Annotated in this window: 32 protein-coding genes; 23 read left to right on the top strand and 9 right to left on the bottom strand. The window is 70.3% G+C overall.

Translation table 11 applies throughout. The annotated features are described in order from the left end of the window. The first annotated feature begins 38 nt into the window (after positions 1-38). From ACZ67T_RS11050 to ACZ67T_RS11065, 4 genes are all read left to right on the top strand, one after another. On the top strand, positions 39-326 hold the full coding sequence (locus ACZ67T_RS11050) for a DUF1416 domain-containing protein (RefSeq protein ID WP_100595620.1): 288 nt from the start codon (positions 39-41) through the stop codon (positions 324-326). 227 nt (positions 327-553) lie between these two features. Beyond that, positions 554-937: a hypothetical protein gene (locus ACZ67T_RS11055; protein ID WP_469983172.1), complete on the top strand. Its 384-nt coding sequence runs from the start codon at positions 554-556 to the stop codon at positions 935-937. Positions 938-951: 14 nt separating this feature from the next. Beyond that, on the top strand, positions 952-1,191 hold the full coding sequence (locus tag ACZ67T_RS11060; RefSeq protein WP_469983173.1) for a hypothetical protein: 240 nt from the start codon (positions 952-954) through the stop codon (positions 1,189-1,191). 156 nt (positions 1,192-1,347) lie between these two features. Further along, entirely contained in the window at positions 1,348-1,716 is a 369-nt protein-coding gene (locus ACZ67T_RS11065; protein WP_469983174.1) for a hypothetical protein, read from the top strand. A 21-nt stretch (positions 1,717-1,737) separates the two neighbouring features. On the opposite strand, the gene ACZ67T_RS11070 is transcribed toward ACZ67T_RS11065, so the two are convergent. Next, on the bottom strand, positions 1,738-2,034 hold the full coding sequence (locus ACZ67T_RS11070; RefSeq protein ID WP_469983762.1) for a DUF3099 domain-containing protein: 297 nt from the start codon (positions 2,032-2,034) through the stop codon (positions 1,738-1,740). After that, positions 2,030-2,392 (bottom strand): DsrE family protein, encoded by a 363-nt coding sequence (locus ACZ67T_RS11075; protein ID WP_469983175.1) that lies wholly within the window; start codon positions 2,390-2,392, stop codon positions 2,030-2,032. The genes ACZ67T_RS11070 and ACZ67T_RS11075 overlap by 5 nt, the downstream gene beginning before the upstream one ends. 144 nt (positions 2,393-2,536) lie before the next feature. Between ACZ67T_RS11075 and ACZ67T_RS11080 the strand changes: the two genes are divergently transcribed. From ACZ67T_RS11080 to ygfZ, 6 genes are all read left to right on the top strand, one after another. Then, on the top strand, positions 2,537-3,241 hold the full coding sequence (locus tag ACZ67T_RS11080; protein WP_469983177.1) for a hypothetical protein: 705 nt from the start codon (positions 2,537-2,539) through the stop codon (positions 3,239-3,241). Beyond that, entirely contained in the window at positions 3,238-4,077 is an 840-nt protein-coding gene (locus ACZ67T_RS11085; RefSeq protein ID WP_469983179.1) for a hypothetical protein, read from the top strand. The genes ACZ67T_RS11080 and ACZ67T_RS11085 overlap by 4 nt, the downstream gene beginning before the upstream one ends. Beyond that, entirely contained in the window at positions 4,074-5,015 is a 942-nt protein-coding gene (locus ACZ67T_RS11090; RefSeq protein WP_469983181.1) for a hypothetical protein, read from the top strand. Before ACZ67T_RS11085 ends, ACZ67T_RS11090 begins: the two co-directional genes overlap by 4 nt. Before the next feature lie 233 nt (positions 5,016-5,248). After that, positions 5,249-5,821 carry a heme-binding beta-barrel domain-containing protein gene (locus ACZ67T_RS11095; protein ID WP_227295665.1) on the top strand — a complete coding sequence of 191 codons (573 nt, stop codon included), beginning with the start codon at positions 5,249-5,251 and terminating at the stop codon, positions 5,819-5,821. 122 nt (positions 5,822-5,943) lie between these two features. After that, positions 5,944-6,411 (top strand): Fur family transcriptional regulator, encoded by a 468-nt coding sequence (locus ACZ67T_RS11100; protein ID WP_469983183.1) that lies wholly within the window; start codon positions 5,944-5,946, stop codon positions 6,409-6,411. Positions 6,412-6,445: 34 nt separating this feature from the next. Beyond that, positions 6,446-7,411, top strand: coding sequence for a CAF17-like 4Fe-4S cluster assembly/insertion protein YgfZ (gene ygfZ, locus ACZ67T_RS11105; RefSeq protein ID WP_469983184.1), 966 nt, complete (start codon positions 6,446-6,448; stop codon positions 7,409-7,411). Positions 7,412-7,429: 18 nt separating this feature from the next. Here ygfZ and dtd read toward each other — a convergent pair whose 3' ends face one another. Further along, positions 7,430-7,855 carry a D-aminoacyl-tRNA deacylase gene (dtd, locus tag ACZ67T_RS11110; protein ID WP_326775119.1) on the bottom strand — a complete coding sequence of 142 codons (426 nt, stop codon included), beginning with the start codon at positions 7,853-7,855 and terminating at the stop codon, positions 7,430-7,432. A 140-nt stretch (positions 7,856-7,995) separates the two neighbouring features. Here dtd and ACZ67T_RS11115 point away from each other — a divergent pair, with 140 nt between their 5' ends. The 3 genes from ACZ67T_RS11115 (at position 7,996) to ACZ67T_RS11125 (ending at position 10,994) form a co-directional block, all read left to right on the top strand. Beyond that, positions 7,996-8,616 (top strand): RsiG family protein, encoded by a 621-nt coding sequence (locus tag ACZ67T_RS11115; RefSeq protein WP_329572573.1) that lies wholly within the window; start codon positions 7,996-7,998, stop codon positions 8,614-8,616. An 84-nt stretch (positions 8,617-8,700) separates the two neighbouring features. Then, a complete protein-coding gene (locus tag ACZ67T_RS11120; protein WP_469983185.1) occupies positions 8,701-9,699 on the top strand; it encodes an asparaginase in 999 nt (332 codons plus the stop codon). 41 nt (positions 9,700-9,740) lie between these two features. After that, positions 9,741-10,994, top strand: a complete 1,254-nt coding sequence (locus ACZ67T_RS11125; RefSeq protein WP_469983186.1) for a GNAT family N-acetyltransferase — start codon at positions 9,741-9,743, stop codon at positions 10,992-10,994. A gap of 120 nt (positions 10,995-11,114) precedes the next feature. Here the strand turns inward: ACZ67T_RS11125 and ACZ67T_RS11130 are convergent, their stop codons facing one another. After that, positions 11,115-11,300: a hypothetical protein gene (locus ACZ67T_RS11130; protein ID WP_100595631.1), complete on the bottom strand. Its 186-nt coding sequence runs from the start codon at positions 11,298-11,300 to the stop codon at positions 11,115-11,117. A 175-nt stretch (positions 11,301-11,475) separates the two neighbouring features. Here ACZ67T_RS11130 and ACZ67T_RS11135 point away from each other — a divergent pair, with 175 nt between their 5' ends. Next, positions 11,476-12,372: a winged helix-turn-helix domain-containing protein gene (locus ACZ67T_RS11135; RefSeq protein WP_469983187.1), complete on the top strand. Its 897-nt coding sequence runs from the start codon at positions 11,476-11,478 to the stop codon at positions 12,370-12,372. 27 nt (positions 12,373-12,399) lie between these two features. On the opposite strand, the gene ACZ67T_RS11140 is transcribed toward ACZ67T_RS11135, so the two are convergent. After that, positions 12,400-12,588, bottom strand: coding sequence for a hypothetical protein (locus ACZ67T_RS11140; protein WP_406105647.1), 189 nt, complete (start codon positions 12,586-12,588; stop codon positions 12,400-12,402). Between the two features lie 126 nt (positions 12,589-12,714). Here ACZ67T_RS11140 and ACZ67T_RS11145 point away from each other — a divergent pair, with 126 nt between their 5' ends. Next, the gene (locus tag ACZ67T_RS11145; RefSeq protein ID WP_469983189.1) at positions 12,715-13,599 is read left to right on the top strand and encodes a GntR family transcriptional regulator; all 885 of its coding nucleotides are present in this window, start codon (positions 12,715-12,717) and stop codon (positions 13,597-13,599) included. Continuing rightward, positions 13,599-14,339 carry an HAD family hydrolase gene (locus ACZ67T_RS11150; protein WP_469983191.1) on the top strand — a complete coding sequence of 247 codons (741 nt, stop codon included), beginning with the start codon at positions 13,599-13,601 and terminating at the stop codon, positions 14,337-14,339. Before ACZ67T_RS11145 ends, ACZ67T_RS11150 begins: the two co-directional genes overlap by 1 nt. Before the next feature lie 15 nt (positions 14,340-14,354). On the opposite strand, the gene ACZ67T_RS11155 is transcribed toward ACZ67T_RS11150, so the two are convergent. Continuing rightward, the gene (locus ACZ67T_RS11155; RefSeq protein ID WP_469983193.1) at positions 14,355-14,537 is read right to left on the bottom strand and encodes a hypothetical protein; all 183 of its coding nucleotides are present in this window, start codon (positions 14,535-14,537) and stop codon (positions 14,355-14,357) included. A 172-nt stretch (positions 14,538-14,709) separates the two neighbouring features. Between ACZ67T_RS11155 and ACZ67T_RS11160 the strand changes: the two genes are divergently transcribed. From ACZ67T_RS11160 to ACZ67T_RS11180, 5 genes are all read left to right on the top strand, one after another. Next, positions 14,710-15,585 (top strand): GntR family transcriptional regulator, encoded by an 876-nt coding sequence (locus ACZ67T_RS11160; RefSeq protein WP_469983195.1) that lies wholly within the window; start codon positions 14,710-14,712, stop codon positions 15,583-15,585. Positions 15,586-15,725: 140 nt separating this feature from the next. Then, positions 15,726-17,954 carry an aminoglycoside phosphotransferase family protein gene (locus ACZ67T_RS11165; RefSeq protein WP_469983197.1) on the top strand — a complete coding sequence of 743 codons (2,229 nt, stop codon included), beginning with the start codon at positions 15,726-15,728 and terminating at the stop codon, positions 17,952-17,954. Between the two features lie 123 nt (positions 17,955-18,077). Continuing rightward, positions 18,078-18,881, top strand: coding sequence for a hypothetical protein (locus tag ACZ67T_RS11170; protein WP_469983198.1), 804 nt, complete (start codon positions 18,078-18,080; stop codon positions 18,879-18,881). 26 nt (positions 18,882-18,907) lie between these two features. Continuing rightward, positions 18,908-19,555: a TetR/AcrR family transcriptional regulator gene (locus ACZ67T_RS11175; protein WP_469983200.1), complete on the top strand. Its 648-nt coding sequence runs from the start codon at positions 18,908-18,910 to the stop codon at positions 19,553-19,555. Positions 19,556-19,686: 131 nt separating this feature from the next. Beyond that, positions 19,687-21,792, top strand: a complete 2,106-nt coding sequence (locus tag ACZ67T_RS11180; RefSeq protein WP_469983201.1) for a HelD family protein — start codon at positions 19,687-19,689, stop codon at positions 21,790-21,792. Positions 21,793-21,801: 9 nt separating this feature from the next. Here the strand turns inward: ACZ67T_RS11180 and ACZ67T_RS11185 are convergent, their stop codons facing one another. From ACZ67T_RS11185 to ACZ67T_RS11195, 3 genes are all read right to left on the bottom strand, one after another. Next, entirely contained in the window at positions 21,802-22,266 is a 465-nt protein-coding gene (locus ACZ67T_RS11185) for a TIGR03618 family F420-dependent PPOX class oxidoreductase (RefSeq protein ID WP_469983203.1), read from the bottom strand. A gap of 46 nt (positions 22,267-22,312) precedes the next feature. Continuing rightward, a complete protein-coding gene (locus ACZ67T_RS11190; protein ID WP_469983204.1) occupies positions 22,313-23,758 on the bottom strand; it encodes an MFS transporter in 1,446 nt (481 codons plus the stop codon). Between the two features lie 145 nt (positions 23,759-23,903). Beyond that, positions 23,904-24,389, bottom strand: coding sequence for a MarR family winged helix-turn-helix transcriptional regulator (locus ACZ67T_RS11195; RefSeq protein WP_469983206.1), 486 nt, complete (start codon positions 24,387-24,389; stop codon positions 23,904-23,906). 123 nt (positions 24,390-24,512) lie between these two features. Between ACZ67T_RS11195 and ACZ67T_RS11200 the strand changes: the two genes are divergently transcribed. Together ACZ67T_RS11200 and ACZ67T_RS11205 are read left to right on the top strand one after the other, a co-directional pair. After that, complete coding sequence (locus ACZ67T_RS11200) at positions 24,513-24,962, top strand: helix-turn-helix transcriptional regulator (protein ID WP_469983207.1); 450 nt, start codon at positions 24,513-24,515, stop codon at positions 24,960-24,962. Between the two features lie 131 nt (positions 24,963-25,093). Beyond that, positions 25,094-25,522, top strand: coding sequence for a helix-turn-helix domain-containing protein (locus ACZ67T_RS11205; protein ID WP_469983209.1), 429 nt, complete (start codon positions 25,094-25,096; stop codon positions 25,520-25,522). Positions 25,523-25,544 lie beyond the last annotated feature (22 nt).

The following is a 25,544-nucleotide window of genomic DNA, read 5'->3' on the forward strand; positions in this document are numbered from 1 at the left end:
CCCCCTGACAGACCTGACCGACCTTTTTGGAGAAGCACATGTGTGGAGCGAAGGCCGGCGGCCCCGACGCCTCGACGATCAAGCCCGGTGAGACCACCATCCAGGGCCAGGTGACCCGCGACGGCGAGCCCGTCACCGGTTACGTGCGCCTGCTGGACTCGACCGGCGAGTTCACGGCCGAGGTTCCCACCTCGGCGACGGGACAGTTCCGTTTCTACGCGGCCGAGGGCACGTGGACGCTGCGCGCCCTGGTCCCCGGCGGCTCGGCGGACCGTACGGTCGTCGCCCAGACCGGTGGTCTCTCCGAGGTCGCCATCGCCGTCTGACACGGCTCGCCGTGTGACGGCGGCGCAGATACGGCCGAGGGGCCGCACCTCCGGGGGTTGGACGCCTACGGAATCGGGGTGCGGTCCCTCGGCTTTGTGCAGGGACCCTGGTGCCAGGCATGTACACGGCCGTATTCTGCTGATTTCTTGACAGCCGTGACCTGACCCGACTTTCTTGTCCGGAAGGCGTGTCCAGGTCGTGGACGCAGGAAATCGGGGGAAGAGCCATGGGCTCTGCGGAGGGCTACCAGGTCGGGCACAAGGGGATGTCGGGCCAGGCCGGCGAACTCGATGGCGCGGGCCGCGACGTCGGCAGGATCGGCAAGGCGATCGCCTCGACGATGTGCTACTCGCAGGACGTGCTCGCAGGCTCCGACACCGCTCCCGCGTTCAACACGTTCGCGGCCGCCTGGGAGGCCGAGACCAAGGTCCTCGAAGCGGCCCTGCACGAACTCGCCGACAAGGTCCGCCTGTCCAGCCGCGCCTACTCCGGCTCCGACATCGGCGTACGCGACGGAGCGAAGTCCGTGTCCGTGGGCTCCGCGGCCGGGGAGCGCGTCAGTACGATGCCGACGTACGCCGAGCGCCCGTCCGCGCTGTCCGGCTACTGACGGGGCCTGCGACCGTGTCGGAATCCACGAACGACCGCAGGCAGAAGCTCAACGGCCTGCGCGACAGGATCTCTTCGGCCGGCAGCAAGAACGACCTGATCGACGCGATCGACGACGCCCTCGGCGTCTCGGGGCCGGTGGGCGACCCGAAGGTGATCGAAGCGCTGGGCAAGCGCTACACCGGCCAGACCGACGCCGTGAGCGACCGGATCGACAAGATCGCCCGCAAGGGCCTGCCGCAGGCAGCCTGGTGATCATCGGGCAGGAGGACGGCAAGCTGCAGGTCTACAACCCGTGGGGCACCACGTCCTGGATCAGCGAGGACGATTTCATCAACGGTGATCTCGAGTCCGCCGTCGACAACCGTTACTCCAAAGCCCACCAGCCGCGCACCGCGCACCGACGACGAGGTGCTCGCCGCCACCGACGTCCCGACGCTGCTGCGCCACGGCCTGGCCCGTGACACCTTCCGCACCGCGCTCTTCGGCGACGGCGCGATCGCCGCCGCCGTCACCCTCGACCGGCTCGGCGTGCTGCCGCGCTCGGTGACGTACGTGGCGAAGATCGTCCGGGCCCGCGGCCTCGCGTACGCGGCCGCGCTGCCCGAGCCGCTGCCGTCCGGTGAGGCGTCCGCCTGCCTGAGGGACTGGCTGGAGACGGCGGCGCAGGTGGCCGGGGCACCGGGTGACGAGACGCGCGCGGCGCGGTGGCTGGAGACGGTCGCGGAGATCGTCTCGATGCGCCGCGCCGGCCGGGGCGAGGGGTCTCAGGCCTCCTAGGGGCCGGGGGTCCCAGGCGCCCTAGTGGTCTTCGGGCCGCCTCTTGCCGTCCAGCTCGTCCCACCACTCGTCGGACTTCGCGTCCCCGGAAGGGTCGTCCCACCAGCGGTCGTCGGGGCCGCGGCGGTTGGCGACGATCGCGGCGACGGGCGGGATCACCATCGCCACGATGCACATCGCCACGGCGGCGGGCACGGACCAGAGGCGCACGACGGCCCAGGCCAGGACGAACAGGCCGATGCAGAAGCCCATCATGGCGAAGTACAGATGACGACGCCGCGAGTACATGCTCCCAGCGTAGGTCCGCTCCGCGTCAATAGACGAGCGCCTGCGTCCCGTCCGTCATCGCCTCCTGCACGAAGACCTGCGCGCCGGCGATCCGGACGCCCTCGATGACGTCCTTCTCCGTGATCTCGCGGCGGGCCGCGCACTGCGTGCACAGCGTGATCCGCCCGGCCGCCAGGACCGAGTCGATCAGGTCGGGCAGCGGCGCGGCGTGCGGCAGCTCGAACTCGGCGGCGCGGCCCGGCAGCGCGAACCACGACGACTCGCCGGTCAGCCAGAGCGAGACCTCCACCCCGCTGGCCACGGCCACCGCCGCCACGGTGAAGGCCTGCGAGCAGCGTTCGGGGGCATCGGCCCCCGCGGTCACCTTGATCACGAGCTTGGTCGCCATGGCTGAATCGTAATCAACTCCTGTACAACCAGGGATGTTGCCCGTGGGTCTCCTGTGCGCGCGGATACGGAATCCGCGCTTCGAGTTCCGTGGGGGGACCCGTTGGATGACGAACGAATACCGCAAGGGGCGCCGGAGCCGTCCGTGCCCGCGGTGCCGGAGAGACCGCGGCGCCGCGGCCGCACCACCCTGCTGATCGCCTGCGCCGCCCTGCTCGGCGCTGTCGCGGGCGTGTGCACCGGCTACGTCGTACAGGCGGACCGGGAGCCGACGGCGCTGCCGCCGCTGTCCCTGGCGGTGGTCGGGCAGGCGAAGGGCGAGGGGCCCAAGGCGGCGCCCCGGGCCCAGGACGGCGATCTGCGCAAGCTCCTCGCGCCCAGGCCCGCCGGAACGCAGAAGTCGGACGCGCGGCAGGGCTGGCTGAACCAGTACGACTTCGCGAACGGCTTCAAAGATCCGCGCTGGATGTTCGGGCAGCTCGCCGAAGGCGGCTTCCGCCGGGCCACGATCGAGGCCTGGCGGCGCGGTCAGTCCACGACGGAGGTCCAGCTCATCCAGTTCCGGGACGACACCGATTCCGGCTCGCGCAAGTTCCTGGACGGCCAGCAGAGCTACATGGGTGAGAGCGACTGGGCGGGCAACGAGGGGGTGCCGCTCACCGGCAGCGGCAACGGGCGCGTCTACGTCTACGACAAGCCGCACACCGAGGCCGGCTACCTCCCGGTGTACCAGGCCAGGGCGCTCGCGGCCCGTGGCGACATCGTCATGGACATCCGGCTGTACGACACCAGGCCGATCCCCGAGAAGACCGTGATGTCTCTCGCGAAGCGCCAGTTGGAGCGACTGTGAGCGACCTGGACACACAGCTTCCGGAACCCGGGCCCACCCCGGATCCCACCCCGGTCGCCACGGATCCCGCTCCCGTCGCGGGGAGTGCGGTCCGCCGCTGGCCCGTCGTGGCCGTGGCCTGCGCCGTCGTGCTCGCCGTCGGGGCCGGCACCGGCCTCACCGTCATGAAGGTCAACGCCGCCGACCGCTCGGCGCCCACCAAGGTGTGGGCGAAGCCGAAGGAGCAGAAGCAGGCGAAGCCCGGCCAGGCCAAGGCCCAGGGGCTCAGCGCCCGGCTGCTGCCGGTCCCCAAGGCCTACCGGCCGGGCCCGGACATCGACGAGTACGGCAACGACAAGACCCTCAGCGGCAGCGAAGCCACCGCCCGCCTCAAGAAGGGCACGCGCAACCTGCCCTCCCGCCAGCGCGAGGCGCAGGACAAAGCCATCGACAAGCTGAAGGTCAGGGGCATGGCCATGCGCAGCTACCAGCTGAGCGGCTCCATGGGATTCGGGATGGACGACGACAAGAAGTCCCTCGTCGTCGAAATGCAGCTCGCCCAGATGCAGAACCGCAGAGCGGGGCGTCAGCTCAAGGAGTTCCGCAGCGAGTTCCTGCGCTCGGTCGGCGTGTTCCCCAAGGGGCCGAAGGTCAAGGGCCATCGCAACGCCGACTGTTTCCTCGCACCCAAGGACAGCAAGGGCAAGCTCGAAATGGTCCTCTGCAGCGCGTACGAGGACGACGTCCTGGTCACCGCCACCGGTTACGGCCCCAAGCCGCTCAACACCGCCGAGGTCGCCGACCTGCTCGCCCAGCAGCTCGACCGTCTGACGTCGCAGGGAGGGCAGCTCGTATGAGCGAGACACTGCAGCCGGCCGAGGAGCCGCAGCAGGCCGAGACGACGCCGCGGCTGTCCGAGGAGTCGCAGCTGTCCGAGACCCCGCAGCCGGCCGAGGAGCCGCAGCAGCTGGACCCCGTTGCCGCCGGTTCCCCGCAGCAGCCGGGTCTCGTCCCTGCCGAGGCGGCCCCGCCCGCCCCCAGGAACCGGCGCGTCCTGCGCGCCGTCCTGCGCTGGACCGCCGCCGTCGCCGTCTTCGGCGTGATCGGCGCGGCCACCGCGTACGGCGTCACCGAGCAGAAGCGCACCGACCTGCCGGGCCTGGCCACCGAGAGCGACGGCCGGTGGACCTATCCGGCGATCGAGAAGCCCCCGCTGCCCGCCGGCTCCCCGGCCCCCTTCGCCGACGCCAACGACAGCGAGACCCACTACGCCGATCTGCGCAAGCTGGTCCTGCCCCTGCCCCGGGGCGCCACGCCCGATACGGCACTGGCCGGGAAGGACGGGTGGCTGCCCACGTCCGTGTACCTCGACGCGTACGAGAAGGAGGCGCGCCAGGACCTGGGGCAGCAGCTCAAGGACGACGGGCTGCGGCAGATCGCGGCCCGCGGCTGGACCACGCCCGACGGGACGCGTACGCGGATCTACGCGCTGCGCTTCACCTCGGCGGCCTTCACACGGATCGTCCACGCCGACCTGACGGACAACGTGGCCTCCCCGGCGGACGCGCCGTACGCCGACGAGGAGTACGGCGGCTGGGCGGAGAAGGTCGACATCCAGTACACGAAGCGGAACGTCTTCACGGAGGCGAAGCCGTACGGGAGGACGGCCGTGCGGTACGCCTACATCGAGGCCGGTGACGTCATCGCCCTGGTGATCCAGTCCGGGAAGGCGTCTCTGCCGCCCCGGATCACCTTCCAGCAGACCGTCGTCCTGCAGAGCCAGCTCCTGAGCTGACCGTCCGCACCCCGCTTGGGTGACCTCATCGAGAGAGCCGGGCCCCACCCGACTAAAGTGGGGCCCGGCTCTGTACCGACCACCGCTCACCGAGGAGCACCCCGTGCTTGAGGCCTTCTTCTCCGCTCTCCTTGTCCTGGTCTGCGTCGGCGTTCTCGCGTTCGCCGGGCTGACCGTGAAGAAGCTGTACCAGGGCCAGCGCTGACCCCCACCAGAGAGACGCTTCGCAGACCATGATCGAGATCCCGTCCGACCTGCACCCCGACCTCGTCCCCCTGGTGTTCCTCCTCGGTAACTGGGCGGGCGCGGGCGTCACCGACTTCCCTGGCGCCGAGAAGGCGAACTTCGGGCAGGAGGCGTCCTTCACCCACGACGGGCGGGACTTCCTCGAGTACCACTCGCACACCTGGATCCTCGACTCCGAGGGAAACAAGGTGAAGCCCCTGGAGTCCGAGTCCGGGTACTGGCGGATCGACAAGGACCGCAAGGTCGAGGTCGTCATGGTCCGTGACGACGGCGTCGTCGAGGTCTGGTACGGCGAGCTCGCCGACAAGAAGCCGCAGATCGACCTGGTCACGGACGCCGTCGCGCGCACCGCGGCCTCGGGCCCGTACACGGGCGGCAAGCGGCTCTACGGCTATGTGAAGAGCGACCTGATGTGGGTCGGCGAGAAGCAGACCCCCGAGGTCGAGCTGCGCCCCTACATGTCGGCTCAGCTGAAGAAGGTCGTCTCCCCGGACGACGTGGCCGAGATGGCCCGCAACCTGCCGGACCTGCCCGACGACGGCATCGCCTTCTTCAAGTAGTCCAGCCGGCCCCGCGGTCCCGTGGTCCAGCGGTCCAGCAGTCGCGTGGTCCAACGGTCCCGTGGTCCAGAAGTCCCGCGGTCCAGAAGTCGTTCGCGGCAAGTGGACCTACACTCGGCGGTGTGGTGAGCACCGACTGGAAGAGCGACCTGCGGCAGCGCGGCTACCGGCTGACGCCTCAGCGTCAGCTGGTCCTCGAGGCCGTCGACACCCTCGAGCACGCGACCCCCGACGACATCCTCTGCGAAGTGCGCAAGACGGCGTCGGGGATCAACATCTCGACCGTCTACCGCACCCTCGAGCTGCTCGAGGAGCTGGACCTCGTCAGCCATGCCCACCTCGGGCACGGCGCGCCGACGTACCACCTCGCCGACCGGCACCACCACATCCACCTGGTGTGCCGGGACTGCACGAACGTGATCGAGGCCGACATCGAGGTCGCCGCCGAGTTCACGGCGAAGCTGCGCGACACCTTCGGGTTCGACACCGATCTCAAGCACTTCGCGATCTTCGGCCGCTGCGCCGACTGCTCCGAGCGGGACGGCAAGGAGATCAAGCGCGACGACGGATCGGACGCCCCTCAGGAATAAGCGCGTCCGTGTGCTCGTCGTAGTGTCTGTGAACATGAAGAGCCCCCTCCTGTCCCTGCCCGGCGCCGTTCCCGCCGAGGGCGTGGACGAAGGCGTCGCCGCGCACTACGGCGACCTGTTCCGCGAGCAGCGCACCCTCGCCGACGGCAACGGCCTCGTCGACCTCTCCCACCGCGGCGTCATCACCGTCACCGGCGACGACCGGCTCGCGTGGCTGCATCTGCTTCTCACGCAGCACGTCAGCGACCTCCCGGCCGGCCAGGCCACCGAGGCGCTCGTCCTCTCCGCGCACGGCCACATCGAGCACGCCCTGTACATCGTCGACGACGGCACCACCACCTGGGCGCACGTCGAGCCCGGCTCCCAGGAGGCGCTGATCGCCTACCTGGAGTCGATGAAGTTCTTCTACCGGGTCGAAGTCGCCGACCGCACCGAGGAGTTCGCCCTCGTCCAGCTGCCGGCCGGTTCGATCGTGCCGGTCCCGGACGGCGTCGCGGTGCGCGAGACGGCGTACGGCCGCGACGTGTTCCTGCCGCGCGCCGACCTGGAGGCGTACGCGGAGCAGAACGGGCCCGCGATCGGGCTCCTCGCCCACGAGGCGCTGCGCGTGGAGAACCACCGGCCGCGCCTCGGCTTCGAGACCGACCACCGCACCATCCCGCACGAGCTCGGCTGGATCGGCACCGCCGTCCACCTCCAGAAGGGCTGCTACCGCGGCCAGGAGACCGTCGCCCGCGTGCAGAACCTCGGCAAGCCCCCGCGCCGCCTCGTCTTCCTGCACCTGGACGGCAGCGATGTGCACCTGCCCCCGCACGGCGCCCCGGTCCGTCTCGCGTCCGACGGCCCCGAGAGCCGCCAGCTGGGGTTCGTGACGACGTCCGTACGCCACCACGAACTCGGCCCGATCGCGCTCGCCCTGGTGAAGCGGAACGTGCCGGTGGACGCGGACCTCATCGTGGACACGACCGCGGCCGCGCAGGAAGTCGTCGTCGAGCCCTGACACCCCTCAGGGGTCGGGCTACATCTCCAGAAGCACCGTGAACGGGCCGTCGTTCGTCAGGGACACCCGCATCTGCGCCCCGAACCGGCCCGTCGCCACGGTCGCCCCAAGGGCCCGCAGCTGCGCCACGACCTCGTCGACCAGCGGCTCGGCCACCGGTCCGGGCGCCGCCGCGTTCCAGGTGGGGCGGCGGCCCTTACGGGCATCCCCGTAGAGCGTGAACTGGCTGATCACCAGGAGCGGGGCGTCGATGTCGCTGCACGACTTCTCGTCGGCGAGCATCCGTACGGACCAGAGTTTGCGGGCCAGTTGGGCCGCCTTCTCCTTGGTGTCCTCGTGGGTGACCCCCACGAGGACGCACAGCCCCTCGCCCTTGATCTCGCCCACGACTTCGTCTTCCACGACGACGCTCGCGCCGTCCACTCTCTGCACCACTGCACGCATACGAACCATCATGCCGTGCGCCCGAACCGCCCATCCGGGGCGGATTAGGGGCACTCATGCACAGAGCGGCCACTCGGAGTGGCACGATGCTTCCACGCGGTGCACCGCGTCGGTCCGGTCGAGGGGACGGTAGGGACGCAATGAGCCACACATCGAGCATCGGGCAGCCTCCAGGGGCCCCCGTTTCGTTGACGCACGCCAGTCGCATCACCGGTACGAACCGCCTCAGCACGGCGCGCCCACCGAAGCAGCGGGTCGCCGGCCCCGACCTTCCGGAGCCACCCGGGCACGACCTGTCCGCGCTCCGGCTTCCCGAGCTGCGCACACTGCGCCGCGACGCCCAGCAGGACGAGGCCGACCTGAGCTACGTGCGACGGCTGCTCCAGGGCCGTATCGACATCCTGCGGGCCGAGGTCGCCCGCCGCAGGGACCCCGAGGCGCCGGTCGTGGACCGGCTCTCCGAGATCCTCACCGACAAGGCCGCCGGGCACCGCTCCTCCGCCCGCCACGTCACCCTCGGCACGCCCCGCAGCGAGGAGTACCGGGGCCTGGCCGCCGAGATGCTCGCCGAGGTCGAGCTGTCGGACCTGGACGCCCGAACGGACGATGAGCTGCACACGGCGATGGGCCGTCTCGTGCGCTACGAGCAGCAGGTCTCGCGCCGCCGTCAGCTGCTCCAGTCGACGGCCGACGATTGCAGCGCCGAGATCGCCCGCAGGTACCGTGAAGGCGAAGCACAAGTAGACGACCTGCTCGCGTGACGCGGCCGTACCGGTGACCCCGGTGGCCCGCTGCGGGGCGGGTCTGTCCATGGCCCGCCATGGACCCGCCCCGGAAGGCCACCGATGTCCCCCTCCTCCGCCGCCGCCATACCCCCGGTCCTCGCCGAGGTCGTCCGTTCCGGCTTCGTCGAGGGCCATCACCGAGGCAGCCTGGTCGTGCTCGCCGCGGACGGGACCGTGGAGCTCGCCCTGGGGGACGTGACCGCTCCCGTATTCCCCCGCTCGTCGAACAAGCCGATGCAGGCGGCGGGCGTGCTGCGCGCGGGCCTCGACCTGTCCGGCGAGCGGCTCGCGCTCGCCGCCGCGAGCCACTCCGGTGAGACCTTCCACCGCGATCTCGTCCAGAAGATGCTCTCCGAGCGCGAGCTGACCCCGGCCGACCTCCAGTGCCCGCCCGACCTGCCGCTCGACCCGGTCGAGACCGAGACGTACCTGGCGGCGGGCGCGGTACGGGACCGGGTCACGATGAACTGCTCCGGCAAGCACGCGGCGATGCTGGCCGCCTGCGACCTGAACGGCTGGCCCAAGGACTCCTACCTGGACCCCGGCCACCCGCTCCAGAAGCTCATCCACGAGGTCGTGGAGGAGGCCGCGGGCGAGCCCGTCGCCGCGGTCGGTACGGACGGCTGCGGGGCGCCCCTGATGGCGATCAGCCTCACCGGCCTCGCCCGCGCCTTCCGTCACTTCGTGCTCGCCCCCGAGGGCTCGGCGGAGCGCCGGGTCGCCGACGCGATGCGCGCGCACCCCGAGTACGTCGCCGGTACGCGCCGCCCCGACACGTGGCTGATGCGCGAGGTGCCGGGCACCCTGTCGAAGATGGGCGCCGAGGCGGTCCAGGCCGTGGCGCTCCCGGACGGGCGGGCCCTCGCCTTCAAGATCGACGACGGCTCGACGCGTGCCCTCGGCCCGGTCCTGGCCCGCGCGCTGCGGATGCTGGGCGTGGACGGCGAGGTCGTGGCCCGTATCGGCGCGGCGCCGCTGCACGGCGGCGGGGCCGTCGTGGGGGAGATCCGGGCGGTCTTCCCGGCCGCGCTGCCGGACGGGACGGGGTCCGCGCGGTAAACGGGTGGCCTCACCCCGCGGACGCCGCTTAGCGTGACGGGATGACCCGCGACGACATCGGCGTACGGCCGATCACCGATGACGAGTTTGCCGACTGGTCCCGGGCGCTGAACACCGGCTTCCTGCGAAGTACCCCCGACTCGCGGGAAACCCTCGACAAACGCAGGGAACAGGCGCGCGGCTCCCGGATCCTGGGCGCGTTCGACGGCGGGCGCTGCGTCGCCACCTTCCGCTCGTTCCCGCAGGAGCTCACCGTGCCGGGCGGCGCGGCCGTCCCCGCCGACGCGATCTCGAACGTCACGGTCAGCGCGACCCACCGCCGGCGCGGCCTGCTGAGCCGGATGATGGCGGCCGACCTGGCCGACGCCAGGACCCGCGGCGACGTCGTCGCGACGCTCATCGCCGCCGAGTACCCGATCTACGGCCGGTTCGGCTTCGGGCCCGCCACGTCGCTCACCGAGTGGGCGGTGGACGTGCCGCGCGCCGGTCTCGACCCGCGCCGGCCGGTGCCGGACGACGGGGGCCGTATCGATCTCGTCGACGGCGAGGACGTCCGCAAGACGGGTCCGGAGCTGCACGAGCGGCTGCGCGCGAGCCGGCCCGGCGTCATCGACCGCGACGGATTCTGGTGGCGCCGCACCACGGGACTCCTCGAAACCCCGGAAGAGCCCTGGAAGCAGCCCTTCTACGCAATCTACCGCGCGCCGAACGGCGAGGCCGAGGGCCTGATCGTCTACACCGTCGACGACAACTGGGGCGACGCCAAGCAGCCGCACAACACGGCGACCGTGCGCGACCTGATCGCCGTCACCCCGGCCGCCGAGCGTGCCCTGTGGCACTACGTCTGCTCCGTCGACTGGATCGCGACCGTCCGCACGGGCTACCGGCCCCCGGACGACCTGCTGCCGCATCTGCTGCCCGACCCGCGCGCGGCCCGCGTCGTCACGCACGCGGACTGGCTGTGGGTGCGGATCCTGGATGTCGTCAGGGCGCTTGAGGCGCGTACGTACGCGGGGACGGGATCGCTGGTCCTCGAGGTCGGCGACGCGGCCGGCCTCTCCGGGGGCCGCTACCGGCTGGACGCGGAGCCCGGGGGTGCGGTGTGCGCACCGACCTCGGAGGAACCCGAACTCACGCTGGACGTGAGCGAGTTGGGGACGCTGTGGCTGGGCGACGAGTCCGCGGTGCGGCTCGCCGCGCTCGGCCGCGTCAGGGAGGAGGGGGCGGGCGCCGCCGCCGTTGCCGACGCCCTGCTGCGTACGTCCAGGCGCCCGTGGTGCCCGGACGTCTTCTGAGGCGCATGTGCTGAGGCACGTCTTCTGAGGCGCATGTGCAGAGGCGTGCTGTGGTGCTCCGGCGCGCTGCGACGCCGTGGCGTGACCGGGCTCCCGGCTCCCCTCCGGGAGGGAGCCCGGTCAGCCGCTCTGGGCCAGCAGCATCACGAGGATCACGGCCCCGATGCCGCTGATGAGGTTGTTCTTGGCCTTGAGGCCGATGGAGAGCGCGACGAACGCGATGATGCCCATCGGCCCGTACTTCCACTGGATCAGCTGCTCGAACCCGATGGCGAGGGCTGCTACGGCGATGGCGATGAACGGCATGTCTGGTCCCCCTTCAGTTCGGGAGTGATGACCAACCGGGCCAACCCTTGAGGATGTCCGACCATATGGTTCAAGTTGGCAACCAACTCCACTGAACTTATCTCCGCCCAACGCCGACTCATAACCACCTTTCCCTCAACTCCCCAAAGATGGCGGGAAGTTGTAGGGTTCGTCTGTGGGCTCGGAACCTGCCGCGGTCAATGGCCACCAGGAGCCGCCGGCGACGTATCGCCAGGTGGCCGACGAGCTGCGCGCCCGGATCAGGGCGGGCCGGCTGCGGCCGGGTGAACGTCTGCCGACCCAGGCCCGTCTCGCCGACGAGTTCGGCGTGGAGCGCGCCGCCGTGCGCCAGGCCCTGCGCGTCCTGCGCTCGGAACACCTGCTCGCCGATGTGTCCAAGGGGGCCCCCGCCACCGTCGCGCACCACACGGGCCCCGCCTTCACCGGCCCGGGAGCGCCACCCCAGCCCACGATGGTGGGGCTCGGCCCGCGGGTCACCGCCGCGTTCGGCGCCCGGCACGTCCAGATCGACGCCCTCTGCCTGACCGCGGTCTCGCTGACGCTCGCGATCGGTGAGCCGCTCCGTCAGATCCACGCCGGCCGTTCGAATCCGGCCAAGGTCGACGTCCGCGTCCTGCTGCCGAGCCGCGACATCGACCTCGCGTTCCCGACGCGGGTGGGCACGGCGGACGCCCGGCTCCAGAGGAACTGGCTGGCGCAACGCAACGCGCAGGGGCAGGTCCTGCGCCACAACCTCCTCGCCCTGCGCTCCACGCACGGGATCGACGTCCATGTCACGTTCAGGGCACTGCCGTTCACGCCACCGATCAAGCTCTATCTGCTCAACGGCGGCGAGGCGCTGTTCGCGTACTACACACTGACGAGGCGGGACGAGCAGATCGACCAGGAGTACCTGGAGACGTACGGGGTGCAGGGCACGCGGTCGATGCTCTTCAGGTTCGAACAGGCCCAGGGGCAGGGGCTGCGGGAGACGACGTTCGTCGAGCAGTCCCATCTGTGGTTCGACAGCCTCTGGAACACGATCAGTTCGGACCTGACGCTCACGCCGTGAGGGTGCGGGGACCCGGACCCGCCTGTGTCAGAGCGCGGGTCCGGCGATCATCAGAGCCAGAAGTACGGCGCCGACGGAGCTGCAGGTGGGGCTCTTCGCCTTGACGCCGATCGTGAGGAGCAGCAGGCCGGTGATCCCGACGGGACCGTAGCGCCACTGGACCAGCTGCTCGAAGGTGATCACGAATACGGCGGAGAAGAAGGTGAGGACGGGCATGGTGGTTCCTCCTTCGGCCATCTTGCTCCAAGTTGGTAACCAACTACGATGAAGTTGTCCCCACTTGGTCACGATGAATAAACAACTTTTCAACAACTCCCGCCAAGTGGTGGTTAGTTGTAGCGTTTGGTTGTGACTCAGGAGAGCGTTGCAGTGAACGGCAGCAGAAGGTCCTCACCACAGGAGATCGCCGACGTCCTGCGGGAGCGCATCAAGGCGGGTGAGCTGCGCGCCGGCGAGCGGCTGCCGACGCAGGCGGAGCTGGCCGAGGAGTTCGGCGTGGAGCGCGGCGCCGTGCGGCAGGCCCTGCGCTCCCTCCAGGAGGACGGCCTGCTCAGCAACGTGAGCAAGGGCAGCCCGCCGAGGATCGCCGAGCAGGCCCCGGCCCGCGACGAACCGCAGCGCACGATGGTCGGCCTGGCGCCGCGCCTGTCCGAGGCGTTCGCGTCGCCGCAGGTGCGGATCGACGCCGTCTGCCTCACCGCGGAGACCCTGATGCTGGCGCTCGGCGAGCCGCTGCGCTTCATCCACGAGGGCCGTATACGCCCCGACTCGGTCGACGTGCGCATCCTGCTGCCGGGCAGGGACATCAATCTCGCCTTCCCCGTATCGGTCGAGGACGCGGGAGCCGGGGAGCGTGATGTCGTGCACCAGCGCTGGCTGGACCAGCGCAATGCGCAGGGCCAGGTCCTGCGCCACAATCTGCGCTCGCTGCGGTCCTCGCACGGCATCGACGTACGGGTCACGTTCCGCGCGCTTCCCTTCACTCCGCCGGTCAAGCTCTACCTGCTCAACGGGAATGAGGCGCTCCTCTCCTACTACCTGGTCACGCGGCGCGAGGAGGAGATCGAGAGCGGCACGCTCGACATGTACGACACGCTCGGCACGGAGTCGCTGCTGTTCTCGTTCGAGAAGCGGGCCGGGCAGCGGGACACGGCGTTCGTGGAGGAATCGCAGAAGTGGTTCGACGCCCTCTGGGAAACCATCACCACGGACCTGACACTCTCCTAGTGACTTCTGATGCAACGAAGCAGACTGTTCCGGTGGCTGAAGCGACGGAATCACTGCGGGAACTGATCAAAAGGGCGCGCTTCGTGCTCTTCGACTTCGACGGGCCGATCTGCCGGCTCTTCGCGGGGCACTCGGCGGAGCGGGTGGCCGTCGAACAGGTGCGGTGGCTCGAGGAGCGCGGGCTGCGCGGTCTGCTCAGCGAGGAGGAGCGCGACGAACCGGACCCGCACGCCGTCCTGCGCGCCGTCGACCGCCGGCGCCCCGGCAGCGACCTGGTCGTCGAGCTGGAGGAGCGCCTCACCCAGCAGGAGCTCACGGCGGTGGCCTCGGCGTGGCCCACGCAGTACGCCGACCCGCTGATCAGGACGTGGTTCGCGAGGGGTGCCCATCTGGCCGTCACGACGAACAACTCCCCGGCGGTGGCGTCCCGCTACCTGGCCACGCGCGGCCTCGCCGGCTGCTTCACCCCGCACATATACGGCCGGACCCAGGACCTCCACCTCCTGAAGCCCCACCCGCACTGCGTGCAACGCGCCCTCGGCGCCCTGGGCGCGACCCCCGAAGCGTCCCTGATGATCGGCGACACCCCCTCGGACTTCGAAGCGGCAACCGCGGCGGGCATCGCCTTCCTCGGCTACGCCCGCAACGAACGCAAGGCGAAGGTGCTGAGGGAGGCGGGGGCGGAGGCGGTGGTGACGTCCTTGGCACCGCTCCTGGGAGTGCTGCGGGAGCGGTGCTGACGGCTTCAGGCGCCTTCAGGCCTGCATGGTCAGCAGCACAAGAAGGATGGCGCCGACGGCGAGCCACTTCTCGCTGCGCATCCGGATGCTCGCGGTGAGCAGGACCAGGGCGAAGAGTCCGAAAGCCCCGTAGCGCCACTGGACGAGCTGCTCGAAGCCGAGGGCCACCAGGGTCGACAGCAACTGAATGATGACCATGTTCCCACCCCTTGGTACGTACTTCTAAGTGATCAACTACCCGTCCAATTGGACTGGTTGACTTGAATTGGATTTTCCCTGGCTGAATGATCGGCTAACCAACGGCCCGCAATGGAAGGAAAGTTGACTGGTTTCGGTGTGGTCGCGGACCTGAAAGAGGTACGGTCCTCCTATGGCCGGTGTGCTGGGACGGGACGGCGGCGGCAGGGAGACCTGGCGCGTTGCCGAGACGCTGCGCGCCCGAATGGCCGATGGACGCTACCCCTTGAAGAGCCTCCTGCCGCCACAGCGGGAGCTCGCCACGGAATTCGGGGTCTCCAGAGACACTGTGCAGCGAGCCCTGAGGGAGCTGGCGAGCGAGGGCTGGATCGAGTCCCGCCAGGGCAGTGGATCCCGAGTGGTCAAGACGCAGCGGATCCAGTCCTACACGGCGAAGGCGTCGCGGGAGGGCCGAGTGTCCCTCGGCCCGCTGATCAGCGAGGCGTTCGAGCGCGCCGAGGTCACGCTGGATGTCTATACGCTGACGTCCGAGTCGCTCGACACGCACATCCGGCTCCAGACCGAGCGGATCCGGGCCGGCGAGATCTCCCCGCAGCGGATCACCCTGCGCATGCTGCTGCCCTCCGAGTCCCTTGAGCTGCCCTACCCGCGCGCACTGGACCCCTCCGAGGATCCGAGACTGCGGGACCGCCTGCACGGCATCACGCGCCGCCACACGTCCTCACTGCGCCGGGAGCTACGCCAGCTGCGGGCGGAGGGGTTGGTCCCGGCCGCCGACATCGAGATGCGCTACGCGGCACTCACGCCGACCTTCAAGCTCTACCTGCTCAACGGGACCGACGCACTGCACGGTCCGTACGAGGTCGTCGAGCGGCCGGTCGTGCTGGACAGCGGTGAGGAGATCGCGGCGCTCGACGTCCTGGGCCTCGGGGCGACACTCACGCACTACGTGACGGACGGCGATCCCAACTCCCGCGGATCCGTTTTCGTGGAGAGCATGGGGGCCTGGTTCGATTCCGTCTGGAACCTGATCGCCGAACGCGTCTGAGGCGCGCGTCAGTCGAATGCCAAGACGGTCGTGTCCCCCATTGGCCTATGGATTGGCGGACTCGAGTCGTCGGGATCTCGCGCGGCCATTAGGGTGTGCACAATTTCCACCGGCTTCGCATGACTATCCAGGAGTGGCCCGTGGGTGGTTCGCCTGCGCCCTGTCCCCCCGTCTTCGCGGCTGCGACGGACTCTGCGTACATCAGCTTCATCAACCGTGCCAAGAAGCAGGGGGAACCCGTAGGGGGGCATCACAACCAGAACTGGGTGGTGATGCCCGGCGAGGGCGAGCGCCGGATTCTGGGCTGCGCGCAAGGCGAGTACGTGATCGTGCGGGAGCCGATCGGGGATGCGCTGCCCGTGGTCATCAGGACCTGGCAGGACGAGGCGGCCGTACTCGGCGCGGTGCGCGGGGCGCTGCCCCATGTGCCCGAGTGCCTGTTCAGGCGTCAGGGCACTACCGTGCTCAGCTTTGTGGACGGCATTCCGCTGTCCAGCGTCTGCCCCAGCGGCACCAAGGTCGACGGGACCGTGATCAGCGCCCTGGCGGAGCTGCTCGCAGACATGACGCAGGTGAAGCGGAGCGCGCTGCCCCCGCTGCCGCCGCACTGGCCGCGGAAGAACCAGGGCAGGACGTCGTACCTGAGAGCGCTCGTGCTCGCTGCGGAGGAGCAGGTCAGGCGGCCCAATTGGGCCGCTTTTGGTGGCCTGTTCGCTCAGCTGGGGGTGAGCGAGCGCGCCCTGACGTACTACGCGGAGCGGCTTCCGACGCTGATCAGCCGCCCGTTCAGCCTGCTCCACACCGACCTGCACCGCGACAACGTGATCCTCCCTTACAGCGACGCCCCGCCCCTGATCGGCGTCGACTGGGAGCTCGCCTCCTACGGCGACCCGTTGCACGACCTCGCCACCCACCTGGTGCGGATGCAGTACCCGGACGCCCAGTGGCGGGCGGTGCAGGAGGCGTGGTGCAAGGCGATGCTGAAGCGGCGCCCCGCCGCCGTGAACGGCTTCGAGCAGGATCTCGATCATTACGTGGACTTCGAGCGGGCCCAGTCCGTCTACCCGGACGTGATGCGGGCTGCGAACTCACTTCTCGGCCACTACGCCCAGGCGGACCTGGACGCCGCGGCCCGCGAGGTGCACCGGGCCCTGGAGACCGCGCGGGAGCCGCTGAAGCTCACGAGCGTGCCGGACGAGACCACGATCACGAAGATCCTCTACCGCTGGCAGAAGTCGAGGGGCGGGCGGCATGCCGTCGACCGGGACACGGCCCAGTACTTCTGGGTGCGCGACGACAGGGACCTGCCGCACCCCGACTTCCCCGACCAGGCGGTGACGAGAGCCCTGTACGCGGAGGGGGCCGCGCCCGCGGACCAGGTGTTCAAGGGGACGGCCCACCTGAGCACGGTCGTGAAGGTGAATGGTTTCCCCCACCGCGTCATGGTGCGGCGCAAGGCGAGTTCGGCCACCCCGCTGGAGCGGCGTTTTCTCGATGAGTACGACGTCCTGCGGGCGATCGAGGAGGCCGGCCGGGACGTGCGTGCCCCGCGAGCGCTGGCCCGGGGCATCAGCGAGCTCGGTGACGAGTTCACCATCCACACCTACGAAGGGCCGGTGGGCCGGCGCGCGAGACCGGCCCACCCCGTGGACGGCCTGACCCCGCGGGAGGCCGACGACCTGGTGGATCAGCTCTGCGAGCTGACGCAGATCGACCATTCCTCGTTGAGCGGCGAAGGGCCCGCCGAGGACTTCAGCCATCTCCTGAGGGTGGAGATGGGCCGGCTCGTGCAGGAACTGCCGCGCGGCACAAAGGAATTCGGGAGGCAGCTCGGCCTGCCCGACCACGCTTTCCTGGACGACCTGCTCACCGTGGGGCCGCCGGCCCTGCGGACCTCCGTCCTCCTGCACGGCGACCTCAACCCATGGAACCTCGTGCGCCGCGAGGACGGCTGCGGCCTTGTCCTCATCGACTGGGAGATGGCGATGGTCGGGGACCCCCTGTACGACCTGATCCGCCACATGCACCTGACGCCGACGGCTCCGGAGATCCAGGACCGCATGTTCGCGCGCTGGAGCCGTCAGCTGCCCGACGAGTACACCAAGGGCTGGGAGGACGACAGGCGCTTCTACCGCAACCTGGAGACCGTCCGGTCCGCCTATGTGGACCTGGACCGGCTCGTCTCCAACGCCAACCTCGATGCCCCCAACGTCCGCCGGGCGGTCGACTCGTACGCGATGACGCTCAATGCGGCCACAGCGAATCTGGGGCTGCGGAGGCGCCACGTGACGAATCCCTATCTTGTCCGTGTGCTGCCAAGAGGGGATCATGGCGGCTCAAGGACAGCAGGGCCTCTGACAGGCGCGTGACGTCCGTCCGCCAGTCGCGCGCCTCGCGGAGGGGGACTGTGCATGTCCAGTGGAGCCGGGCGGCCCAGAGGAGGCGTGGGCCGGCGCCTCAGGCGGTTCCAGGCCCGATTCGAGCCGTGGGTCATGCGTGTCGTGCTCCTGGGAATCTTCGCCATCGGTCTGCTCGCCCAGTTCGTCAAGCCGGTGGGGGACGCTCTGGAGGGCAAGGCGTATCTCAACGGGGCTCTGCTCAGCCTGGTGGCGTATGTCCTCTACGACGCGTTGAAGGAGCTCACCTCGTCGGTCAGGCTGCCGGCGCGCGGCATGGTGAACTCGCGGGACCTCGGTGGCTACGTGAGCGAGGCGTTCCGTGCCAGGAAGGTCGAGATCAGCTTTCTCGGCTACACGGGGGAGACGCTCTACAACGAGCTCTACCACCGGCTTGAGGGGCTGATGGAGGACTCCGGCCTGACCAGGCGTGTCACCGTCAGGGTGCTGGTCCCGGATTTCGGGCAGCCGATGACGGTGCCTTCACGGGTAGGGCAGGGCGGGGTGCCTGTGGACGATCCGGAGTTCCGCAGGCGTCTGGAACGCAAGATTCGGGAGTACGACCAGATACTGGCGGGACTCGCGACACGCCTTACTGACGCGGGCAGGATGACGGTCGAGTGTGAGTACCGGCTCTATCCCGGGATCCCGCGGGACAAGATCTGCATCTTCAACAGGGAACAGGTGCTCCACGGCCTCTACGACGTGGTGGCTCGCACGGTGCTGCACAGCTCCGACCCCGAGTTCTACGACCCCAAGGGCTACAACACGGACCTGAACGTCTGGACGCGTGAAGGCGCGACGGCGGATGACGCCGCGATCGCCAGCTGGATCAAGCACTTCGACGATCTGTGGATTCTGGCCGCGGCGCCCTCCTGGCGAAGGGCTCCGGCCGGGTAACGCCCGCCATGCGTACGCTTCCGTCCATGAGTGGCGAGACCGGCGAAATGGGCCTCCGCGAGCGCAAGAAGCGGCGGATGTATCAGGCGATCTCCGAGGCGGCCATCGGGCTGTTCCTGGAGAAGGGGTTCGACAAGGTGTCCGTCGCCGAGGTGGCGGCCGCCGTCGAGATCTCCAAGCCGACCCTGTTCCGGTACTTCCCCACCAAGGAGGACCTGGTCCTGCACCGGTTCGCGGATCACGAGGACGAGGCCGCGCGCGTCGTCGCCGGGCGGGGCGAGGGCGTGACCCCGCTCGCCGCGCTGCGGGCGCACTTTCTCGACGGGCTCGAGCGGCGCGACCCGGTGACCGGGCTGAACGACCACCCCGCGGTGCTCGCCTTTCACCGGCTGCTCTACGGCACCCCGTCTCTGGTCGCGCGGGCGTACGGGTACCAGGAGCGGTCGGAGAAGATCCTGGCGGGCGCGCTCGGCGAGGGGGTCGGGGCGGCGCTCGGGGCCGGACAGATCTTTGCCGTGCAGCGGGTTCTCGCCATGGAGAACTGGCGTCGGATCGCCGCGGGGGAGAGCGCCGACGCGGTGTGGCCGGATGCGGTGGAGGCCGCCGAGCTGGGGTTCCGGCAGTTGGATCGGGGGCTTGGCGCAGGGGCCGGGTGCGGGGAGCGGCGCAGGTAGTAGCGCGGGGGCTGATGCGGGGAGGTCGCGGGCGGCTCACGGTCCGAGGGCGCGGGCGGCTCGCAACCTGAGGACGGTTCGCAACCTGAGGGTGAGTAAAAAATGTTACTCGGTTACGTTATTCTCGTTCGGTGACCGATTCCGCCGATCTCCGTGCCCTCGTCCAGGAACGCCACCACCACGACCTCTGCCGCGCCGCCCTCGCCGCGATGATCGAAGGCGCCGACGAACAGGTGATCGTCGGCGAGAACGCCTCCGCCTCCGGGGCCGACGCCGAAGTGCTCGGGTACCAGCTGCGCAGCAAGGCCAAGGAACTGCACGAACTGCCCGAGGTCCCGCTCTTCTTCGGGCGCCTCGACTTCGCGGACGGTGACGGCGACCACGCCGGGCAGAGCTACCACGTGGGACGGCGCCGCGTCAGTGAGCACCCGGCCGCCCCGCCCCTCGTGGTCGACTGGCGTGCCCCCGTCTCGCGCGCCTTCTACCAGGCCGGACCTCAGGAACCGCAAGGCGTCGCGGTCCGGCGCCGCTTCGGATGGGCCCCCGCCAGCAAAGGCGACTCCGCCGATCTGACCGGCCTGGAGGACGAGTGGCTCACGGTGGAGGGCGGGGCCGGGGAGGAGCCCGGTGCCGCTCCCGTTTCCGGCTCGGGTGAGGGCAGCCGAATCGTCGCCCGCGAGATCGAGCGCCCCCGCGTCGGCCCCATGCGCGACATCGCCGCCACCATCCAGCCCGACCAGGACGACCTCGTCCGCGCCGATCTCGGCACCTCCGTCTGTGTGCAGGGCGCCCCCGGCACCGGAAAGACCGCGGTCGGCCTGCACCGGGCCGCGTACCTCCTCTACACCCACCCCCAGCGCGTCCAGCGCGGCGGACTCCTCATCCTCGGCCCCAACCGCACCTTCCTCACCTACATCTCCGAGGTGCTGCCCGCGCTCGGCGAGAGCGGCGTGCGGCAGTCCACCGTCGAGGAGATCCTCGTCGAGGAGAGCAGCACGGCGGTGGCCAGGGCGCGGACGTACGAGGACGCCGAAGCCGCGGCCGCCGTGAAACACGACGCCCGCATGGCCGACGTCCTGCACCGCGCCCTCTACTCCCGCGTACGGCCCGAGGCCGCCGACTCCGTCGCCATCGCGGACGGTTCCTACCGCTGGCGGGTGCCGGCCGGCGTGCTCGGGCGGATCGTGGCGGGCGTACGCGAGGAGGAGCCGCCGTACGCGATCGGGCGGGAGCGCGTACGCAGCCGGGCCGTGCGGCACCTTCAGGAGCAGGCCGAACGCAGGTCGGGACCGGTGAACAACCTCTGGCTGCAGAAGGTCGGCAGGGCGCGGCCGATGAGCGCGTACGTCGACGCGGTGTGGCCCAGGGTGCGGCCGGAGGAGGTCGTCGCCGGGCTCCTCGGTGACGCGGACGCTCTCGCCGCCGCGGCGGACGGGATCCTGGACGCCGACGAGCAGCGGTCGATCCTGTGGGCGAAACCCCCGCGCTCGTTCCGTTCGGCCTCCTGGTCGGCGGCCGATCTCGTACTCCTCGACGAGGTCGCCGGGCTCCTCGAACACCCCGCCGGCTACGGGCACATCGTCATCGACGAGGCGCAGGACCTCTCCCCGATGCAGGCCCGGTCGATCGCGCGCCGTGCCGCGTACGGCTCGCTCACCGTCCTCGGTGACCTCGCGCAGGGCACCACCCCGTGGGCAGCCCGTACCTGGGCCGAGCTGCTCGGCCACCTGGGCAAGCCCGACGCCCTGGTCGCGCCCCTGACGACGGGGTTCCGTGTCCCCGGCGAGGTCGTCGCCCTCACCAACCGCCTTCTCGGACTCCTCGACGTGGACGTGCCGCCCGCCCGTTCCCTGCGCCAGGACGGCGAGTTGAGGATGCGACGGACTGACGACGTGATCGCGGAGAGTGTCGAAGCCGTGCACGAGGCGCTGGCGTACGAGGGGTCGGTGGGCGTCGTCGCGGCCGACGAGGAGACGGTTCAGCTGTTGCGAACCGCCCTGATCAGCAAGGGCATCGAGGTGGGTGGGCCGGATGATCCGCGGGCTCGCGTGACCGTCCTCGCGGCCTATGTCGCCAAGGGCCTCGAGTACGACCATGTCGTCGCCGTCGAGCCGGCCGCCGTCGCCGAGGCCGAGCGCCGCGGCCTGCACCGGCTGTACGTCGTCCTGACCCGAGCCGTCTCCCGCCTCGACGTCGTGCACAGCCGGCCGCTGCCGTTCGGCCCGGACGCGGCCTGAGGCGCCCGCTCACTTCGGGATGTCGAGGGCCGTCCCGTAGAGGCGGGAGACGCGGAGCCTGATCACCGCGCGGCGCTCCTCGACCAGCTGCGCGAGGAACTCCGTCTCCTGCTCGGGGTCGCCGAACCCCGGTGTCATGGCAAGCAGTTCGCGTCCGACGGGGTCACCGGGCGAGGCCGTCACCTCCGACACCTCGGCCTCGCCCTCGGCGACCGCGAAGGACCACACGTCGGGGCCGCTGACGTGCAGCGCGGCATGCGGGTCGCTCCGCAGCAGGCGGGCCTTGATCCGGTCGGCCGTGGTGGAGACGCGCACGACGCGCTCCTCGGGGCTCCAGTGGTACAGCACGGTGGACAGGTGCGGGTGCCCGGTGCGCCGGACACTCGCCAGTGTTCCGAACCGGCTGCGGGAGAGCAGCATGTGGAGCTCTTCGTCGGTGAGGATCCGGGGTGCGGGGCCGCTCTTCGCTGTCATGACGCCTCCGTCGGTGGATGTCGCGGTCGTGGGCGGGCGGGGCTGGTCAGGTCGTCGTACGGGGCCTGCGCAGCACCACGAGAGCGAGCAGGAACGCGGCGACGAGCAGACCCGTGCCGACCGTGAAGGCCAGGTGGTAGCCGCTGGTGAGGGCCTCGGCGCGGGTGGCGCCGTGCGCGGTGAGCGAGCGGGTGCGGGACGCGGCGAGCGTGGAGAGCACGGCGACGCCGACGGCCATGCCGATCTGCTGGGTGGTGTTGAAGAGGCCGGAGGCGAGCCCGGCGTCGGCCTCGCTCGCCCCGGACATGCCGAGCGAGGTCAGCGCGGGCAGGGCGAGGCCGAAACCCGCCGCGAGGAACATCACCGGGAGGATGTCGGTGGCGTAGTGCGCGTGCACGGGGACACGGGCGAGGAGTCCGAGTACGCCGATGAGGAGCACGATCCCGGCGAGCAGCACGTTCCGTTCGCCGAAGCGGGCGCACAGGCGGGCCGAGACGCCGAGGGAGACCGCGCCGATGGCGGCGGCCGCCGGGAGCATGGCGAGGCCGGTCTCCGCGGCGCCGTAGCCGAGGACGTTCTGGAGGTGGAGGGCGACGAGGATCTGGAAGGAGAAGAGCGCGGCGACCATCAGCATCTGGACGAGGTTGGCCCCGGCGACGCTGCGTGAGCGCAGGATCCGCAGTGGCATGAGCGGCGTACGGGCCCTGGCCTGCCGGACGAAGAACCCGGCGAGCAGCAGCGCGGCGACGGCCCCGGTCCCGAGCGTGCGCGCCGAAGTCCAGCCGTACTCCTCGACCTTGACTACGGAGTAGATCCCGAGCATCAGGCCGCCGGTGACGAGCAGCGCGCCGGCCGAGTCGGCGCCGGCCCTGAGTCCGAGGCCGCGGTCGCGGGGCAGGGCGGGCACGGCGACCGCGAGGGCCGCGAGCCCGATGGGCAGGTTGATGAAGAAGATCCAGTGCCAGCCGCGCGCGTCGGTGAGCACGCCTCCCAGGACCTGCCCTATCGAGGCCCCGGCGGCGCCGGTGAAGCTGAACACGGCGATGGCCCTGGCTCGTTCGCGCGGTTCGGTGAACAGCGTGACGAGGATGCCGAGACCGACGGCGGACGCCAGCGCGCTGCCGACGCCCTGGAGGAACCTCGCGGCGATCAGGACCTCGGGGCTCGTGGCCGTGCCGACCAGGAGCGAGGCCGCGGTGAAGACCATCGTGCCCGCGAGGAACAGCCGCTTGCGCCCGACGAGGTCGCCCAGCCGCCCGGCGAGCAGCAGCAGGCTGCCGAACGCGATCAGGTAGGCGTTGACGACCCAGCTCAGTCCGGCCGGGGTGAACCCGAGATCGCTCTGGATGGCAGGCATCGCCACGGTCACGATGCTGCCGTCGAGGACCGTCATCAGCATCCCCGTGGCCAGGACACCGAGGGCCGGCCACCGGGAGCGCTGGGGGGCGAGGAGCGCCGGAAGGGCGTGAAGTGGTGCGGAAACGGCAGCCATTTACGGTCATCTCCTGTCAAAGGGTCACTGCGGGAGCCGCGGCGAGCCAACAGGAATGACCGTAGCAGATAGTTCTGTTGCGGACTATCTTTTACGGGTGCATGTGGGGGTGGGTCGGGGAGTGGGGTGGCGAGAGGGGTCGGGGCTAGTGCTGGCGCGCCCTCCGGGGGGCCGGGTGCGGGCTCTCGGGCGGGGTGGCCAGGTGGCCGTCGACCAGGGCGTTGAGCGCTCGCAGCAGAGCCTCGCGCTCCGTCTCGGGGAGCGAGCCGAGCGCCTCCTCGTGGACGTGGTCGACGATCGCCTGGCTCTCCACGGCGGCCTGCGCGCCCTTCTCCGTGACCGCGATGATCCGCGCCCGCCGGTCCCGCGCGGACGGGCGCCGCTCGGCGAGGCCCGCCTTCTCCAGCGCGTCGACCGTCACCACCATCGTGGTCTTGTCCATGTCGCCGATCTCCGCGAGCTGCGCCTGTGTGCGCTCCTCCTCGAGGGCGTGCACCAGTACGCAGTGCATGCGGGCCGTGAGGCCGATCCCGGAGAGGGCCGCCGCCATCTGCGTACGCAGCACATGGCTGGTGCGGTCGAGCAGGAAGGAGAGGTCCGGTTCGGTGCGGGTGGGTGCCATGGAGGTCATGAGTGCCAGGGTAACGAATTCGATCCGTTGCGGATTATCTGTCGCGGTTGCGGAGTCGCGGCTTTGCGGGGCGGTACGGCGAGTGGCCGTACGGGGACCCGGGCCCCGCCGTACGCTGGCAGCGTGACGCTCGATGACCTCGTACGGCTGCGCCGGGCCCGGGACATGATGGACCGGGACTACGCACAGCCTCTCGATGTCGCGGCCCTGGCGCGCGCCGCGCACATGTCGCCCGGCCACTTCTCCCGCAGCTTCCGTGCCGCCTTCGGCGAAACCCCGTACAGCTATCTGATGACCCGCCGCGTCGAGCGGGCCAAGGCGCTGCTGCGGCGGGGCGATCTGAGCGTGACGGAGGTCTGCTTCGAGGTCGGCTGTACGTCGCTGGGGTCGTTCAGCTCGCGCTTCACCGAGCTGGTCGGCGAGACCCCGAGCGCGTACCGGGCCCGCAGTCACGAGCCCGGCGCGGTCATACCCGCGTGCGTCGCCAAGATCCTCACCCGGCCGGTCAGGAACGGACCCGTGGGCAGCGCCCAAGTCCTCGACGGGGAACCGGAGGCGGGCCCTCGCGCCTAGGGCCTGTCGCGGGGCCTTCGGAGGGCCTTTCGCCCGGGTCGGACCGGGCTCGCGCCGCCTTCCGGGTGGCGTGGCACACTATTGCAAGCAGTCGCTTGCAATAGTTAGCACCGGCGAGGCACTATCGGAACATGGCATCGCTCAACGTCGGCAACCTCGGTGAGTACCTGCGCGAGCAGCGCCGCAGTGCGCAGCTCTCGCTCAGGCAGCTCGCCGACGCCGCCGGGGTGTCCAATCCGTATCTGAGCCAGATCGAGCGCGGTCTTCGCAAGCCGAGCGCGGAGGTTCTCCAGCAGGTAGCCAAGGCCCTGCGGATCTCCGCGGAGACGCTGTACGTGCGGGCCGGGATCCTCGATGCGGAGCGGGACCGGGAAGAGGTGGAGACGCGCGCCGTCATCCTCGCCGACTCCTCGCTCAACGAACGCCAGAAACAAGTGCTGTTGCAGATCTACGAGTCCTTCAGGAAAGAGAACGGGACCGAGGCGCAGCACAACCGTCAGGAACACCCCGCCGACGGCCCCCGCACGGCCGGGGACAGCGGTGCCGAACCCTCAAGCTGAAGCCGATGTGATCCGGGAGGAC

The organism is Streptomyces sp. NPDC107517 (assembly GCF_055582645.1).

What these genes read in the sequence shown, in the direction of transcription:
- ACZ67T_RS11050 (WP_100595620.1), top strand. Translation starts at nt 39, where the DNA reads ATGTGTGGAGCGAAGGCCGGCGGCCCCGACGCCTCGACGATCAAGCCC.
- ACZ67T_RS11055 (WP_469983172.1), top strand. Translation starts at nt 554, where the DNA reads ATGGGCTCTGCGGAGGGCTACCAGGTCGGGCACAAGGGGATGTCGGGC.
- ACZ67T_RS11075 (WP_469983175.1), bottom strand. Translation starts at nt 2,392, where the DNA reads ATGGCGACCAAGCTCGTGATCAAGGTGACCGCGGGGGCCGATGCCCCC.
- ACZ67T_RS11090 (WP_469983181.1), top strand. Translation starts at nt 4,074, where the DNA reads ATGAGCGAGACACTGCAGCCGGCCGAGGAGCCGCAGCAGGCCGAGACG.
- ACZ67T_RS11095 (WP_227295665.1), top strand. Translation starts at nt 5,249, where the DNA reads ATGATCGAGATCCCGTCCGACCTGCACCCCGACCTCGTCCCCCTGGTG.
- ygfZ (WP_469983184.1), top strand. Translation starts at nt 6,446, where the DNA reads ATGAAGAGCCCCCTCCTGTCCCTGCCCGGCGCCGTTCCCGCCGAGGGC.
- dtd (WP_326775119.1), bottom strand. Translation starts at nt 7,855, where the DNA reads ATGCGTGCAGTGGTGCAGAGAGTGGACGGCGCGAGCGTCGTCGTGGAA.
- ACZ67T_RS11115 (WP_329572573.1), top strand. Translation starts at nt 7,996, where the DNA reads ATGAGCCACACATCGAGCATCGGGCAGCCTCCAGGGGCCCCCGTTTCG.
- ACZ67T_RS11120 (WP_469983185.1), top strand. Translation starts at nt 8,701, where the DNA reads ATGTCCCCCTCCTCCGCCGCCGCCATACCCCCGGTCCTCGCCGAGGTC.
- ACZ67T_RS11125 (WP_469983186.1), top strand. Translation starts at nt 9,741, where the DNA reads ATGACCCGCGACGACATCGGCGTACGGCCGATCACCGATGACGAGTTT.
- ACZ67T_RS11130 (WP_100595631.1), bottom strand. Translation starts at nt 11,300, where the DNA reads ATGCCGTTCATCGCCATCGCCGTAGCAGCCCTCGCCATCGGGTTCGAG.
- ACZ67T_RS11140 (WP_406105647.1), bottom strand. Translation starts at nt 12,588, where the DNA reads ATGCCCGTCCTCACCTTCTTCTCCGCCGTATTCGTGATCACCTTCGAG.
- ACZ67T_RS11155 (WP_469983193.1), bottom strand. Translation starts at nt 14,537, where the DNA reads ATGGTCATCATTCAGTTGCTGTCGACCCTGGTGGCCCTCGGCTTCGAG.
- ACZ67T_RS11160 (WP_469983195.1), top strand. Translation starts at nt 14,710, where the DNA reads ATGGCCGGTGTGCTGGGACGGGACGGCGGCGGCAGGGAGACCTGGCGC.
- ACZ67T_RS11170 (WP_469983198.1), top strand. Translation starts at nt 18,078, where the DNA reads ATGCGTGTCGTGCTCCTGGGAATCTTCGCCATCGGTCTGCTCGCCCAG.
- ACZ67T_RS11175 (WP_469983200.1), top strand. Translation starts at nt 18,908, where the DNA reads ATGAGTGGCGAGACCGGCGAAATGGGCCTCCGCGAGCGCAAGAAGCGG.
- ACZ67T_RS11185 (WP_469983203.1), bottom strand. Translation starts at nt 22,266, where the DNA reads ATGACAGCGAAGAGCGGCCCCGCACCCCGGATCCTCACCGACGAAGAG.
- ACZ67T_RS11190 (WP_469983204.1), bottom strand. Translation starts at nt 23,758, where the DNA reads ATGGCTGCCGTTTCCGCACCACTTCACGCCCTTCCGGCGCTCCTCGCC.
- ACZ67T_RS11195 (WP_469983206.1), bottom strand. Translation starts at nt 24,389, where the DNA reads ATGACCTCCATGGCACCCACCCGCACCGAACCGGACCTCTCCTTCCTG.
- ACZ67T_RS11205 (WP_469983209.1), top strand. Translation starts at nt 25,094, where the DNA reads ATGGCATCGCTCAACGTCGGCAACCTCGGTGAGTACCTGCGCGAGCAG.